General features: G+C 71.7%; 10 protein-coding genes. 4 read left to right on the plus strand and 6 right to left on the minus strand.

Annotated elements, in window-relative coordinates; all coding sequences use genetic code 11:
* Position 1: 1 nt before the first annotated feature.
* The 5 genes from ABD385_RS16830 to ABD385_RS16850 all read right to left on the minus strand — a co-directional run bounded on the left by ABD385_RS16830 (position 2) and on the right by ABD385_RS16850 (position 7,057).
* Positions 2 to 1,522 (minus strand): Wzz/FepE/Etk N-terminal domain-containing protein, encoded by a 1,521-nt coding sequence (locus ABD385_RS16830; RefSeq protein WP_344576485.1) that lies wholly within the window; start codon positions 1,520 to 1,522, stop codon positions 2 to 4.
* Complete coding sequence (locus tag ABD385_RS16835) at positions 1,519 to 2,916, minus strand: polysaccharide biosynthesis protein (RefSeq protein WP_344576486.1); 1,398 nt, start codon at positions 2,914 to 2,916, stop codon at positions 1,519 to 1,521. The genes ABD385_RS16830 and ABD385_RS16835 overlap by 4 nt, the downstream gene beginning before the upstream one ends.
* Positions 2,913 to 4,193, minus strand: a complete 1,281-nt coding sequence (locus tag ABD385_RS16840; protein WP_344576487.1) for a glycosyltransferase family 4 protein — start codon at positions 4,191 to 4,193, stop codon at positions 2,913 to 2,915. The genes ABD385_RS16835 and ABD385_RS16840 overlap by 4 nt, the downstream gene beginning before the upstream one ends.
* Positions 4,183 to 5,499: a nucleotide sugar dehydrogenase gene (locus ABD385_RS16845; RefSeq protein WP_344576495.1), complete on the minus strand. Its 1,317-nt coding sequence runs from the start codon at positions 5,497 to 5,499 to the stop codon at positions 4,183 to 4,185. Before ABD385_RS16845 ends, ABD385_RS16840 begins: the two co-directional genes overlap by 11 nt.
* A 79-nt stretch (positions 5,500 to 5,578) precedes the next feature.
* Positions 5,579 to 7,057, minus strand: a complete 1,479-nt coding sequence (locus tag ABD385_RS16850; RefSeq protein WP_344576638.1) for a sugar transferase — start codon at positions 7,055 to 7,057, stop codon at positions 5,579 to 5,581.
* 1,286 nt (positions 7,058 to 8,343) lie between these two features.
* Here ABD385_RS16850 and ABD385_RS16855 point away from each other — a divergent pair.
* Together ABD385_RS16855 and ABD385_RS16860 are read left to right on the plus strand one after the other, a co-directional pair.
* The gene (locus ABD385_RS16855; RefSeq protein ID WP_344576497.1) at positions 8,344 to 10,749 is read left to right on the plus strand and encodes an SdrD B-like domain-containing protein; all 2,406 of its coding nucleotides are present in this window, start codon (positions 8,344 to 8,346) and stop codon (positions 10,747 to 10,749) included.
* Positions 10,750 to 10,965: 216 nt separating this feature from the next.
* Entirely contained in the window at positions 10,966 to 11,670 is a 705-nt protein-coding gene (locus tag ABD385_RS16860) for a hypothetical protein (protein ID WP_344576498.1), read from the plus strand.
* Positions 11,671 to 11,677: 7 nt separating this feature from the next.
* On the opposite strand, the gene ABD385_RS16865 is transcribed toward ABD385_RS16860, so the two are convergent.
* Complete coding sequence (locus ABD385_RS16865) at positions 11,678 to 13,018, minus strand: right-handed parallel beta-helix repeat-containing protein (protein WP_344576501.1); 1,341 nt, start codon at positions 13,016 to 13,018, stop codon at positions 11,678 to 11,680.
* Between the two features lie 87 nt (positions 13,019 to 13,105).
* On the opposite strand from ABD385_RS16865, the gene ABD385_RS16870 reads away from it, so the two are divergent.
* Both ABD385_RS16870 and ABD385_RS16875 read left to right on the plus strand, forming a co-directional pair.
* Positions 13,106 to 14,263: a Dyp-type peroxidase gene (locus ABD385_RS16870; protein ID WP_344576503.1), complete on the plus strand. Its 1,158-nt coding sequence runs from the start codon at positions 13,106 to 13,108 to the stop codon at positions 14,261 to 14,263.
* A gap of 183 nt (positions 14,264 to 14,446) precedes the next feature.
* Positions 14,447 to 15,190 (plus strand): FadR/GntR family transcriptional regulator, encoded by a 744-nt coding sequence (locus ABD385_RS16875; RefSeq protein WP_344576506.1) that lies wholly within the window; start codon positions 14,447 to 14,449, stop codon positions 15,188 to 15,190.
* The last annotated feature ends 354 nt before the right edge of the window (positions 15,191 to 15,544 follow it).

The following is a 15,544-nucleotide window of genomic DNA, read 5'->3' on the forward strand; positions in this document are numbered from 1 at the left end:
CCTACCGAGCCTCCTGGTCGTCGTCCGCGATCCGCGTCGCACACAGCAACGGCAGCTGCGCCCGCGGCCGGCCTTCCCCGTTCTGCCGGGCCGGCCGCTCCTTCCCGCCGCGCGGCGCGGTCCGCGGCCCGTCCCACAGCGTGCCGTCGGTCCGGTCCCGCGGATCGGGGTCGATCAGCACCACGCCGATCACCGCGATGCGCTGCTCCGCGAGGTGCCGCGCGACGGTGTGCAGCCAGGCGGCGCTGCCGTGCCCGGCCCGCACGACGAGCACGGCGCGGGTGCCGAGGTGCCGGAGGTCGGTCCACGCGGTGCCGGGCGCCACCGACCCGACGCCGAACCGGCGTTCCTCGTGCGACCCGGCCGCGGCCGGCTCGCCGCTGACCACGCCCGGGCCTGCCGGCTTCCGGCGGCGGCCGGCGAGTTGCGGGCCGGGCAGACCGTCGACGACGGCCACCGGCCCGTCCGGTCCCAGGGACCCGGCGAGGTCCAGGGCGAGCGCGCGCGTGCTGCGCGCACAGCCCAGCTCCAGCAGCGCCACCGGTTCCGCGGAGCCGCGCACGGCACGGGCCAGGGACCCGACGAGCCGTTCGTGTGCCGCCCGGATCCGTCGGCGCTGCCACGGCCGGCCCGACCGGCGGGGCAGCTCCGCGAGGACCGAGGCGCCCAGGTTCGCCGCGATGTCCCGGCGCAGCACGGGGCGGTCGGCCACCACCACGCCGACCGCGGCCACCGCGAGCCCCAGGACGAGTCCGAGGACGAGCCCGACCGCGGCGTCGGTGAGCGCGGCCTTGGCCAGGGAGCGTGGCAGCGCCCGCGGGGCGTCCACGATCTGCGTGCCGGCGATGACCTGGGGCGTGCCGGTGCGCGCCTCCTCGGCGCGCTGGTCGAAGTCGGCGATCCGCGAGGTGAGTTCGGCCCGGCGGGCGAAGCGCGACTCGACGCTGGCGGAGTCCTTCGGATCGCCGCCCGGCGGTCGGTCTCCGATCGCCTTGTTGACCTGGGCGAGCTCGTCCCGCAAGCGGTCGCGCTGGTCGTCCAGGGCCTTGGCCTCGGTCTTCGCGGCATCCCACATCCGCCGCACGTGGTCCGCGACGAACGCGTCGGCCAGCGCCTTGGCCCGGGCCACCGCCTGTGCGTCGCTGGCGCCCGTCACGTCGATCTGCAGCAGGTTGTTGGTCAGGCCGGTGCCCTGGTAGTCGCGCAGGAAGTCCGCCGGATTCTCCGGGGACTTGAGGGACTTCAGGGCGTCGTCGGCGATCCGGGTCGTCCCCAGCAGCGCGACGTCGGTGCGGATCAGCGTTCCGGGGTCGTTCGGCTGGTCCTCCTTGTGCGCGACCAGCACCTTGGTCACCGCGGTCGGCGGCGTCGGCAGCAGGACCGCCACCGCCGCGCCGACGAGCAGCCCCAGCAGCGCCATGGCGCACCAGAGGCGGCGCCGCCTGCGCACCGCCACCACCAGCGCCTGGAGGTCCAGCAGCGGAGCGGCGGCCGGCGGCTCCGCCGTCGTACGCGTCGTCACCGTGCACCTCCCGTCGCCTCGTCGCCCACCGCGAGCACCGGCGTGGCGGCGTCCCGAGGACGCGCGGCGGACCGCGTCGGACGGGCCCGGACCGCGTCGGCGAGGACGATGCCGACGACCTCGTGCCGGGCGTCCGCACAGGCCCCGGCGATGCCGGTGAGTTCCGCCGCGGTCCAGCTGCCCGCGCTGAGCACGACCAGGGCGCCGGTCTCGTCGTCGCGGTCCGGCACCATCGGCCGGTCCACCGAAACCTCCACCGTCCGCAGCACGGGGCATCCCCCGTTCGACGAGCCGGGGGAAGGCGCGTGCCCGGCCTCGACGACGAGCCGTGCGGCGGCCCGGCGGGCGGTCTCGTCGCCGTCCGGGACGACGACCAACAGCCGCCGGGGGGCCGGGAGTTCGTCCCGGAGGCGGGCGCACACCCGCCGGTAGCGGAGCTGCCTGCCGGCCTCGTCGCCGGACTCCCGCGGGGCGGGTGCGTCCCACCGGACGTCGACGCCCAGCAGCGCACGGACCCGGGCCCACGGGCCACGGCCTGCCGGCCGGTGTGCGGGCCCTTCGTCGAGCACCTCGACGGTACCCAGGAGCGTCGAGCCCAGCGCCTCGGCGACCTCCGGTTCGGCGCGCAGTCGACGGCCCCGCCGTGCGGCGGTGAGGTGGGCGATGACCGCGAGCAGGAAGAACAGCACCGCCCCGGCGCCGACGAGCTGCACTCGCGTCGGTGCTGCCTCGCCGGCCGGCCGGGTCGCCGGCCCCATGACGACCATGTTGGCCTTGTTGGCGGCCGGTGTGAGCTGGTCCAGCTTGTTGACTGCCTCTTGCAGTGCGGTGCGCAGCTGCGCGAGTTCGGTGCGGGTCTGCACGCCCTCCACGGTCCGCCCCGGATCGGCCGCCTGGGCCAGCTCGGTGATGCGGCGGCTGGTCTGCACCACCGTCTGCCGCAGTGCCTCGGGCCCCGCCGCCGCCTCGGGGTCGGCGCTGTCGCCCGCGATCCGTGCGGCGAACGTGACGAACTGATGGACCATCTGATCCGCGAGTCGCTGGGCGCGTTCCGGGGTGTCGGCCGTGCCCGAGACCGTGATGATGTTCCCGTCGGCGGCCTTGGCGGCCACCCGGTCCCGCAGCTCGATGCCGCCGACCCCGGTCCAGCCGAGCGCGGCGGCCGCGCGGTCGACCACCGTCGAACTGGTCGCGATGTCCACCTGGGTCAGCAGCTCGCGCTCCTCCCACTGCCCCGGCAGCAGGACCGAGGCCGACGCCGTGTAACCCGGCGGGAACAGCAGCGAGGTGCCGTAGCCGAAGAGCGCACCCAGCACGGCGAGGACGGTGAGGAGCCGCCAGCGCCCACGGATGATCCGCCCGATCGTGGCCAGGCGTATCGGGTCGTCGCTCAACGGCGGGGCCTCTTCCCCGTCCGGTTCGGGTGGCCCGCCGACACCGGAGTGCGGCCGCGGCAGGCAGCGGCGTAGGCGGCGAGCAGCGACGCCTGCGAGTGCCGCCAGGAGAGCTGCCCGCTGATCCGCTCCTGGCCGATCTTGCCCATCCGGGCCCGCTGCTCCGGGTCGTCCAGCAGCAGCGCGATGAGCCGGGCGAACTCCGCCTCGTCGTTGGCCGGCGCGTACACGGCGGCGTCACCGGCGGAGACCCGCGCCTCCCGGAGGTCGAACGAGACGAGGGGCCGGCCCATCGCCATGTACTCCAGGACCTTGTTCATGGTCGACACGTCGTTGAGCGGATTGCGTGGGTCGGGGGAGAGGCACACGTCCGCGGTCGACAGGTGGCGCACCAGGTCGGCGTCCGGAATGCGCCCGGTGAACTCCACCTGCTCCGAGAGCCCGAGCCGCCGGGACAGTTCCACCATCGCGTCGAAGGCGTCGCCGGCGCCGACGAACACCGCATGCCAGTCGGTCCGCCCGAGTTCGTCGCGCAGCTTGGCGAGGGCCCGCAAGGCGTAGTCGACGCCGTCCTGCGGGCCCATGACGCCCAAATAGCACAGGAGATGGGGCTTGCCGCGCTTCAACTCCGGCTCGGGTTCCACCGGTTGGAACCGGTCGACGGCGGGCGCGCTGCGCACCACGAAGACGTCCGCCGGCCGCTTGCCGCCCCGGCGCACCGCGACGTCCCGGTAGCTCTCGTTCGTGGCGAGCACGACGTCCGCCGCCCGGTAGGTCCGCCGTTCCAGTGCGCACACGGCGCGGTAGAGCAGGTCCTCGCCGCGGTCGAACCGGGAGAGGTACAACTCGGGTACCAGGTCGTGCTGGTCGAAGACGAACCGTGCGCCGCGCCGCTTCAGCCACAGTGCCGGCAGGAACAGCAGGTCGGGCGGGTTGCAGGCGTGGACCACGTCGACCGGGCCGACCCGGCGGGCCAACCGGGCCGTGTGCCACAACGCCGATCCGTACTCCCGCAGGTAGCCGGCCGGGCCTCCGGTGGCCGCGCGCAGCGGGTAGCGGTGGATCCGCACCCCGTCGATCTCCGCCTCCGGCTCGGTGTCCCGCTTCTCCCCCCGGGGACAGATGACGTGCACCTCCCAGCCCGCGTCGCGCAGCGTCGTGCACTCCTGCCACACCCGCCGGTCGAACGGCACCGACAGGTTCTCCACGAGGATCAGCGCGCGCCGTCCCGTCCCGTCGCCGTCGACTGCGTCTCGAAGCGATGCGTCACCAAGCAAGGCCCACGTACCCCGGTTCGGCCCGGCGCGCCTCGGCGTCGGGAAGACGGATGAGATCGACGATCACCGGGCCGCCGCCATGGGGCAGCGCCGCCAGCACGGCCGGGTCCCTGGTCCCGACCAGGCACACCTCGGCGTGTTCGAGGACCTCGTCGACGGAGTCCGCGAGCAGTTGCGCGAGGTGCGGGAGCCGGGTCTCGATGTACTCGCGGTTCGCGCCGAGCAGTCGGGACAGGCTCACGTTGGCGTCGTGGATCCGCAGGTCGTAGCCCTTGCCGAAGAGCACCTCCGCCAGCTCGACGAGCGGGCTCTCGCGGAGGTCGTCGGTGCCGGGTTTGAAGGACAGCCCGAACAGGCCCACCCGGCGCTTGCCGGTGCGCTCGACGAGGTCCACCGCGCGCTGCAGGTGGTCGGAGTTGGAGGGCAGCACGTGGGCGAGGATGGGCACCGAGACGTCGGCCCGCCGTGCCGCGTGGACCAGGCTGCGCAGGTCCTTGGGCAGGCAGGAGCCACCGAAGGCGAAGCCGGGCCGCAGGTAGGCGGGGCTGATGTTCAGCTTGCGGTCGGCCAGGAACACGTCCATCACCTGGTGCGAGTCCACCCCGAGCGCCTGGCACACCGCGCCCAGCTCGTTCGCGAAGCCGATCTTGAGGCCGTGGAACGCGTTGTCCGCGTACTTGATCGCCTCGGCCGTCGGGATCGGCACCCGGAACACCTCGCCGGGCAAGCCCTCGTACAGCGCCGCCACCACGTCGCCGCTGGCCCGGTCGAACTCGCCGATGACGGTCTTGGGCGGGTCGAAGAAGTCCCGCACGCTCGTGCCCTCGCGCAGGAACTCCGGGTTGACCGCGACCCCGACGTCCACGCCTGCCGTGCCGCCGACGGACTTCTCCAGGATCGGCACCAGCAGGTTCAGGCAGGTGCCCGGGAGCATGGTGCTGCGGAACACGACGGTGTGCCGCCCGCCGCGGACCGCCAGCGCGGCCCCGATCTGCTCGGTGACCCGCTCCAAGTACGTGGTGCACAGGCTCCCGTTGGGCTCCGAGGGCGTGCCCACGCAGACCAGCGTCACCTCGCTACCGGTGATCGCCTCGTGGACGTCGCCGGTGGCGCGCAGCGCTCCGGTCCGCACGACCTCGGCGACGAGTTCGCCGATCCGCTCCTCGACCACCGGGGCCTTGCCGGCGTTGACCAGGTCGACCTTGGCCTGGTTGACGTCCACCCCGATGACCTCGTGGCCCGTGCTGGCCAGGCACGCGGCCGACACGCACCCCACGTAGCCGAGCCCCAGGACGCTGATTCTCATGACGCGTTCCTCCCCCCAGGCAGGCCCCTTCGGCCTGCGGTCCGTGCGCCGGCCGTACGACGTCGCAGATCCCCGCGCATCAGTAGGCCCCCTGTCCTTGGAGCACCGCACGCAGCGTCTTCCACAAGATCACCGCGTCGAGGGCGAGCGACCAGTCCTCCACGTACCGCAGGTCCAGTCGGACGGCTTCCTCCCACGGCAGGTCGCTGCGTCCGCTGATCTGCCACAGGCCGGTGAGCCCGGGCTTGACCAGCAGCCGCCGCCGGATGTCCGGGCCGTACGCGGCGGACTCCTCCGGCAACGGGGGCCGCGGCCCGACCAGCGACATCGATCCGGTGAGCACGTTGAACAGCTGCGGGAGTTCGTCGATCGAGTACCGGCGCAGCACCGTTCCCACCCGGGTCACCCGCGGATCCCGGCGGAGCTTGAACAGCAGACCGGCGCCCTCGTTGCGGTCGGCCAGCGCGGCACGTGCCCGGTCGGCCCCGGCGACCATGGTGCGGAACTTCACGATGGTGAACTCGCGGCCGTCCTTGCCGACCCGGCGCTGGCGGTAGAACGCCCCGCCCCGACTGTCGACCAGCACGAGCAGCCCGACGAGCACCATCAGCGGTGCGAACAGCATCAGCAGGATCGCCGCGCCCATGCGGTCGACGACCTCTTTGACCGCCCGGTGCCCGCCGGTGAAGGTCGGCATGCTGACCCGCAGCAGGGGGATCCCGAGCACCGCGTCGACGTGCAGTCGCGGGCCGGCCACCTCCATCAGCACGGGGGCCACGACCATCTCGGCATCGCTGCCTTCGAGGTTCCAGGCCAGTCGTTGCAGCCGGTCCGGTGACCAGTGCGGGTCCGGTGTGACCGCGACGACGCGGTAGCCGTCGCGGTGGACGTGGCCCGCGACGTCCGTCAGTCGGCCGACGACCGGCACCTCGTCGAGTTGGTCCCCGTCGATCCCGCGGCCGTCCGTCGTGCACACCGCGTCCACCCGCCAGCCGAGGTGCGGGAACTTGCGGGTTCGGGCGATCAGGTCGCGCACGGTGTCCGGGCTTCCGGCGGCGAGCACCGGACGCAGGCACCGTCCTTCCTTCCGCTGCCTGTGCAGCGACAGCCGCAGCAGGTACCGCGCGGTCATGGTGACCAGCGCGATCGTGGGGACCGCGACGAATATCCAGAGCTTGATGTTGCGCGAGGCGAGGGCGATCCCGCCGAGCGCCAGGACGACGGTCGCCGTGAACAGCGAGCGCCCGAGCCGGCGGAACTCCTCGGCGCCCTGGCCGAGTACGGCCGGAGCCCACGACCGGGTCACCGCAAGCATCCCCAGCACCAGCAGCTCGGTGCCGAATGCGAGGATTCCCCACTTCTCGTGCCAGTTGGCCGCGTCCCGGGCCCCGAAGAAGTTGCCGATCGCGGTCGCCACGACGGCGGTGGACACGGTGTCGCTGGTGATCACGTTGCGGCGGTACCGCTGCTCCCAGTCGGCCGCGGGCCGGTTGGTCGCGCCGTTCTCCGGACGCCCGCGCGCCAAGAGCAACGGGCCGCCCAGTTCCCCCTGCTGCACAGATCCCCCCAGGTCGTCAGTGGGCTCGCATGTCTTGCCGTACGCCCGAGGTACGGGGAAGTCCGTCGCCATCGCAGGCTCCCCACACCCGAGGCCCCTGCTCGGGCTCCGAGAGTCGATCCCCCATGTCCGGCGCCGAGGGCACGACTGCCGGTTGTCCGTACGCCGGACCCAAAGATCACGATTTGTCGCGTCGTGTCATGTGAAGCAGCGTCAATGTAGACCATCGAGGCCCCTCCGGAGAGGGGAATGTGTGCAACTTGTGGCCAAACTTTGGAGGCGCTTCCATCGAAAGGTCACCGCATACGTGCCTGGACGACGAAGGCGCAGCTGGTGACCTGTGACGACGGCCGTTTCCGGGGTGCCGGCACCGGTCGCCCCGGGCATTCCGGCGCTGTCGACCGAGCGGCGCCGGGCAGCGCTCCCGCCAGGCGCCGGCGCGGATGAGGGCCCGGTCGCAGGGGTGCAGATGCCGCTCCAGCTCCACAGAAGACCCGCCGGACGAAACAAACTTGACGACAAGTCAGTTCGATGGACGGACGCGTCCGGGTCACCCCGCGGATGGCGAGAAAGGCACGGGCGGCAGTGACGGGAGTGACGTGGTGGTGCCGGCCGCGTGAGCTGCGCCCCTCGAAGTGGTCTACTTCCGGAACGTGTTGCGGGCCCCGGGGTCGCGCCACGACCTCGGCGTGCGCGCGAAAGCCGGCCACGTGGTGCGGTGCGCGGACACCTGCGCACCGCGTGAACACTTCATCGACCCGCCCGCCCGCACGTCACCGACGCGCATTCTTCAGGTCACCAATCCCCGTTCTTTCAGGGACTTTTGCCGTTCCTGATGGATTCAAGGATTCTGCTGGTGACGCCGAGACATCAGCCCATAGAATGTCGCGCGCTGCTCGCGATGGCGGCCGGTGAGGTGGGCGGTGGGGGCGGGGTGCCGTGATTGAGCTGCAAGAACACGCAATGCAGGGCGGTTTTCCCCAAGGCTTTGAACGGGCGTTCGCTTTTCCTCGCCCGCGCCACTTAAGCATCATCTGTCACAACCGCAATCCACAAAGCCGCCCACTCACCAGCAGTGGGCGCTTTGCCGATTCACGGCGCCCGTGTTCGGGGGCCGTGAAGTGGACGGGCAGCGAGAAGTAGGTGCTTCGTCTTCCTGCCGAGAAAGAAGTGTGGAGCGTGATGCCATGAACCAAGTTGGCAGAGATCCGGGCCGGCCGTCCCGGAGGCTCGCGGCGCCGCTGGCGCGCACAGGGTTGGCTGTTCTCCTGCTGGCGGGTGGCGCCATGGGGGCGACGGCCGGACCGGCCGCCGCGTCAACCACCGACGGCACGCTGACAGTTCAGGTGCTGCGCGACTTCTTCGGTACCGGCGTGATCAACACGACGATGGACGTGCCGCAGCGGGGCATCAAGGTGCAGGTCTCCGACCGCGCCGGGCACGTCGTGACCGGACTCACGGACACCACGGGCAAGGTCGTGGTGTCCCGGTCGACGAAGCTGAGCGGCGGCCGGTACCGCGTCGACGTCAGCGTTCCGGCACCGTACGACAACTACCTCCGCGCGGCGCCCGCGTCGACGGCGGAGAACCACTTCAACAGCTTCACGTCGTTCGTGGACGTGTCGGGCGGGAAGAACGCCTCGGTGGTGACGGGCGTCTGGAACCCGGCCGACTACACACTGCCGGACTCCCGGTACTTCGTACCCGTCCAGAACGGCGCCCACGGGACCGACACCCGGGCCTTGGTGGCGTTCGGCACGAAGGTCCGTGGCACGTGTCCCGCCGACGTGTCGTGCCCCACCACGCTGGCCACGCAGGCCCAGGTGGGCACGACGTTCGGGCTGGCGTACGACAAGTACCAGAACCGGCTGTTCCAGGGCGCGTTCGCCCGCCGATACGCCCCGTACGGGCCGAAGGGCGGCGGCGCGATCTACACGGTGCCGACCAACGGCTCCGGTGCACCGGAGCCGTTCGCGCAGGTGCCGGGCGCCACGGCCACGGAGCACGACACCGCCAACATGATCAAGGACCCCGGGTTCACCGACGCACCGGGCAAGGAGAGCATCGGCGGCCTGGCCCTGTCGGAGGACGGCTCCACGCTGTACGCGGTCAACCTGCGGACCCGCAGCCTGGTGAGCTTCGACGCGAAGGGGACCACCGCCTCGGCGCCCAAGGCGACGGTGCGGATCCCCGACCCGGGGTGCGCGAGCGCCGGCGACTGGCGGCCGTTCGGTCTCTCCGTCCACGACAACACGCTCTACGTCGGCGGCGTGTGCACCGCGGAGAGCACCCAGCAGCGCACGGACCTGAAGGCCGTCGTCTACGCCTACGACGGCAAGCGGTTCACCACGGTGCTGACCCACGCGCTCACCGGCAAGCGCGGCACCGTCTTCACCGGTGCCGGCAACGTCGACCAGGCCACCCACTGGAATCCGTGGAACACCAGCCTGGCGACGTGGGACCAACGGAAACTGGGCGGCGCGTTCATCGATCCGCAGCCGGAACTCGCCTCCCTCGCCTTCGCCCGTGACGGCTCGATGATCCTGGGTTTCCGCGACCGGTTCATGGACGTGCTCAGTGCGAAGGGACTGGACCCGCGCCCGAACGACCCCACGCCGGAATTCGGCATGTCCGGCGGTGACATCACCATGGCCTGCGCCGATCCCAACGGCGGATACGCGTGGGAAGGCACCGGAAACTGCCCCAACCACGCCACCCCCGCCACTGACGGCGGGCAGCAGGACGGAGTCGTCGAATACTTCCCGGGTGACTTCTTCAGCGGCGGGCACCAGGAGACCGCGCTGGGATCCGTGGCCTACATTCCGCAGCAACAGTGGGTCGTCAGTACGGAGTTCGACCCGACCGTCAACATCGAAACCGCCGGTACCGGCTACTACGACGTCACGACCGGTCAGGGCCCGGGCAACAGTCCGGCCGCCAACGCGTTCCAGTTCATCGGTCAGGAACAGAACGGGTTCGGCAAGGCCGGCGGACTCGGCGACATCGCGTACACGGCGGCGAACGCACCGATCCAGATCGGCAACCTCGTGTGGTTCGACGGCGACCACAACGGGATCCAGGACCCGGCGGAACCGCTCCTGCCGGGGGCGACGATCAACCTGCTGGACGCGCACGGCAAGCAGGTCGCCACGACCAGGACCGATGCCGCCGGTGAGTACTACTTCGGTGGGGTCGGCGCCGCGTACCAGCTCACACCGGGCGCGAAGTACACGGTGCAGTTCGACGTGTGCACCGCGGACACCAGCAAGGTGCCCGGCCGGCCCGCCACGAGCGAACTGCGCTTCACGCTCCCGAGAGCCGGTGCCAACCGTGCGCACGACTCCAACGTGACCCCGCCGACCACCGGGAAGCTGTGCAACGGCTTCGCGCCCGTCACGGCGCCGGCCAAGCCGGGCGGGGTCGATCACACGATCGACGCCGGGGTGTACGTCCCGAAGGCAACACCGACCCCGACGCCGACCCCGACGCCCACTCCGTCCGCGCCACCGGCCTCCACACCGCCGTCACCAGCGCCACCGGCCAACCCGGCGCCGGGCGGCGGGAGTTCGGGTTCACTGGCGCACACCGGCATGTCCCGGCTGCCGGAAATGCTCGCCGCCGTCGGCCTGCTGGTGGGTGGGGGCCTGGCCCTCGCCTTCGCGAGCCGTAAGCGTCGAGTCCGGAAACACTGAACGCACCGCACCACAGTGAGCTGCCTGCCCGCGTCCCTCGGGCCGCGGGCAGGCAGCTCACGTCGTGGCCGAGCGGTGCGGTGACGGAGAGGATGAACCAGCAGAGTGTCAGCGTCGAGCCGGGTGCGGAGCGTCAGGACCCAGAAAGCCCTACCGGACCGTGCGGTCGGCCGACGCCGACGGCTGCGGCCACGCTGGGCAGCAGCCGGCATCGGCATGGCGGTGGCCGCGGTTGCCGCGGTGGCCGTGTTCGTGGTCGCCGACGGCGGCGCGGACCCCGGTGGTCAGCGCGCACTGACGTCGGATGAGGCGAACCGGCTGGCGATCACGCGGTTCCGCAACTTCCAGGCACACGGCCGCACGGTCACGATCACCGTGCCGGGCACCGCCGGCGGGCTCGTCGTCACCGGATCCATCGACTTCCAAGGCAAGCTCGGTTACGGCGTGGTGCACGGCACCGGGCGCGACACGTCCAGCGACGGGCTGATCCAGTGGACCGCCGCCGCGGTCCTCGTCCACCCGATGGCGAACGCCCCGGCGCAGGCGCCCGCGTCGCCGCCCCCCTCGGGTTGGTACAGCCGTCCGTTGCAGTCGTCCGGCGTCGCGCTGGACAGCTCTTTGGCCATCGCGCTCAACCTCGCCAGCGACCGACCGGACAACGCCCAACTGCTCCCGCAGAACGGCGCCGCCTGGTGGGGGCGGGACGAGGTGGACGGGCATCGGGTGGACGTCATGACCGGGCCGTACTCCCGTGGCCGCGCCGGAACGGCCGGCACCGTGCGCTACTGGGTCGGCGAGGACGGCACCATGTACCGGGTCCGCATCAGCGTGGGTTCCGAGACGCAGCCGGTGGTCATCGACTTCGGCCCGCAGAAGTACGTTCCGATCAAGCCCGTACCGGGAGTCACCCCGAGGCCGTAGCCGCTGTTCAGGACGTCTGCACCCGCGCGTGCGCGGCGAGCAGGGACGTCGGCGGCAGCGGGACGTCGGCCGTTTCCGGTAGGGCCGGCACGGCCGGGACGGCGGTGGCGCCCGTGGTGCCGGCGTGCGGGAACTGTGGCTGGGGACCAGGCACCGCGACGTCGGTGAACGGGATGCCACCGGGCGCCGTCGGCGTCGGCCACGTGCCGGCCGGCGAGGGCGACGTGGCCGGCAGCGGGCACGGCGCGGTGGTGGCGAGCGCGGCGGGCACCGTGCTGCGCAGGTCGTTGCCCCGCAGGCAGTTGCCCCGCCCCCGGGTGGCGGTGGGGAACGTCCAGCCGACGTCGACGCCGTTGCCGGTGAACGTGTTGGCCACGACCTCGTTGCCGACCGGAGGAATGTCGGTGGTCGCCGTGATCACCAGCCCGGCAGTGCTGTTGCCGGCGATGCGGTTGCGGACGAACTGGTTGTCGCTGCCGCCGTCGACGCCGATGCCGATGCCCCACGCGCCGTCGGCCTGTGCCGGGGTGGCCTGCTGCTGGTTGGCGGCGATCAGGTTGCCGGCGAGGACGGCGCCCTGCTGCGGCAGCAGCTTCTCCTGGTGGTCGGAGTTGGTGGTGAGCCCGACCCGGTTGCCGACCAGGCGGTTGCCGACCACGTACATGTCTCCGCTGGCGTTGGTGCCTTCGTAACCGACCGCGTTGAGTTCGGCGATGTTGTCCCGCACCACGATGCGACAGGGCTTGCACTGACCGACGTAGATCCCCGAGTCGGCCCCGCCCGACGTGTACGAGTGCTCGATGACGCCGTTCTGAGCGGAGAACGCGTAGATGCCGTACAGGCCGTTGCGGGTCGCCGTCACGTAGGAGACCAGAAACGACTTCAGGAAGGTGACGGGCTCACTGCCGGTGTCGTAGCCGCCGTTTCCGCCCGGCAGGCCCGCGGCCGCCTTCGCCGAACCGGTGACGAGGATCCCGTTCTGCGTGTTGTTGCGCACGGTGAGGTTCTGCACGGCAACCCCGGGCGCCGTGACGACGACGCCGTTGGGCTGCCGCAACCGCCCGTCGATCACGACCCCGTCCCGGGACGCCCCGCGCAGCGTGACACCAGGCGTGGCGACCTGCACCGACTCGTGGTACACGCCCGGAGCGACCAACACCAGGTCACCGGAGTGCGCGAGCGACACCGCGGCCGAGATCGTCGGGGCATCGCCAGGCACGCGGATCGTCACCCGCGCACCGCTCGGTCGCGTGCCCTTGTCCGACCCTCCCTCGCCGCCACCGCAGCCGACCACAAGCGTCAGCATGCCCACCACCATCGCCAACGCGCGAAGAGCCCATCGAGACATGATCCCAGTTTGGCACGATGCCCAATCCCTCGCCAGAATCGCGAAGTTGAACCGCATCCGCGATGCCGGTGTGGCACTCTGCACACCATGCACCAAGCCGAGCGCCAGCCGTCGCGCCGCACGTTCCTCAACGCCACCGGCACCGTGGTGGCCGCCGGTCTGGCGGCAGGGTGCACGGCGGACGCCGCCCGGCCGGACCGCGCCCTTCCCACCGCAGCGGCCACGCCCCCGCCGGTTCCGGTGACGGGCCGCCATCAGGCAGGCATCACGCTGCCCCAACCGGCCCAGCCCAACCTGCTCGCCGTGGTGGCCGACGTCGGCGCCGGCGTGGCCGTCGGCCCGTTACTGGCCGAACTGGGCCGGGCCGTTGGCACCCTCGTCGCGGGGACCGACCGACGACTGCTGGGCCTGCCGCCGGGCGACCTCACGGTGACCGTCGGCGTGGGCCCCCGGCTGGTGCGCGCGGCCGGTGCCGCGCTGCCCGGCGCGGTCGACCTCCCGCAGTTCTCCCGCGAGCGGATCGCCCCCCAGGCACGCGGCGGTGACCTGCTGATGCAGATCTGCGCCAGCGACGCGCTGCTCCTACCGGTCGTCGCCGCCGCGCTCCTGGACCAGGCCGGCGACCGCCTCCACGAACGCTGGCGGCAGTCCGCGCGCCGCGGCACCAACGTCCCCGTCGGCAACGGCCTTACCGCGCCCCGTAATCCGCTCGGTTTCATCGACGGCATCGTGGGCCCGCACACCACCGCCGAACAGCAACGCGACCTGTGGCTGGCCGGTCCCCCCGCCGTCGCCGGCGGCACCCTCGCCGTAGTGCGACGCATGGAACTCGACCTGTCGCGGTTCGCCGCCCTGTCCGTGGCCGAGCAGGAAGCGGTCTTCGGGCGGCACCGGGCCAGCGGTGTCCCCCTCTCCGGCGGGACCGTCGGCGCAGGCCCGGAACTCGGAGCCAAGACACCGGACGGACGGTACCTCGTCCCCGCGGACGCCCACGTGCGCAGGGCCAACCCCACCGTGGTCGGCGTCGGCCTCATGCTCCGCCGCTCCTACACCACCGACGCACCCGGCTCCGGCCTGCTCTTCGTCAGCTTCCAGAACGACCTGCGGACCTTCACCGCCACCCTCACCCACATGGACACCTCCGACGCACTGCTGCAGTTCACCACCACGACCGCCAGCGCGACGTTCCTGATCCTCCCCGGCTTCGACGAGCAACGCCCGCTCGGTTCCCGCCTGTTCGGCTGAAGGTGCCGTGGGGTGGCTCGCACCGGTGACTCCCGTCGCAAGATAAGGCCACTTATTTAGCCCCATCCGTCGGATTGACGCGGACTTCTTCCCAGCTCACTTATAATGTGGCGAAGAAAGAGTGCTCTCTATGCGCTACGGGTTGACCGAGGCAATGATTCTCAGACGGGGCAGGCGTGGGCCATGACGGGTGACGGTAAGAGCGACGCGGCACCTGCCGGACGGGGGAGTCAGCGACTCGCCGAGACGGTGGCGGAGCTGATCGAGAAGGACATCGTGAAGGAGGGCTGGCGCACCGGGTCGGTCCTCGGCTCCGAGCGGGAGCTGATCGAGCGCTACGGCGTGAGCCGCGCCGTGTTTCGCGAGGCCGTGCGGCTCATCGAGCATCACCAGATGGCGCGGATGCGGCGTGGGCCCGGCGGCGGCCTCGTCGTCACCGAACCGGATCCCGGCATCGTCCGCGATGCGGCCCGGGTCTACCTCCGGCACGCGGCCGTCAACCGGCGCCAGCTGTTCGAGGCGCGGATGGCCCTCGAACTCGCCGGTGTCACCACCGCGATCGAGAAGCTGACGGAGTCGGGGATCGCGCGCCTGACGGATGCGCTGGAGACCGAGCGGGAGCTGATCGAGCGGGGGGTGACCCTCGGGCACGCGCGGCATCTCCACCGCGTGATCGCCGAACTGGCCGGCAATCCGGCGATCACCCTCTTCGTCGAGGTGCTGGCCCAACTCGACCAGGACATGGTGCAGGACGAGTGGGAGACCGACGGCCGGCCCGACGAGGGCAATCGCGAGGCCGCGGTCGAGTCCCACCAGGCGCACCAGGCGATGGTCGCGGCGATCGTGGCCGGCGACGCCCCGCTCGCGCAGCACCGGATGCGGCGACACCTGCAAGCCGTGGCGGAGCTGCTGAAGAACGAGTCGTAGGCCGCGTAGGCGCCTTGATCCGGCGCCCGAGCGCATAAAAAGTGCACTCTTTGGTGGGCAAGGGGAGGCGCAGGGGCGGACTTTCCGCTGATCTAGCGTCCCACGTGCCGAGTTGTGCTCGACTCGCTTCGGGCTGGACCTTGTGATCGAGTAATGAGTACACTGAACTAATGCTGAGCGGAACGGGATGCGCGGAGCGCGGTGGCGTCGTGGTCGCTGTCGCGGACGGCGGGATCGGCCGGGCAACGGGGCGTCACGGGGGGCATGTCGGCCCGTCGGGCCGGTCGTTCCGCGTGCGGCCGGGCCTCGGCGGGAATCCCGCGGGGCTTTCCCGTCCAGCCGGATGAGCGCGCC

Source organism: Streptomyces lunalinharesii (assembly GCF_039532155.1).
GTDB classification, from domain to species: domain Bacteria; phylum Actinomycetota; class Actinomycetes; order Streptomycetales; family Streptomycetaceae; genus Streptomyces; species Streptomyces lunalinharesii.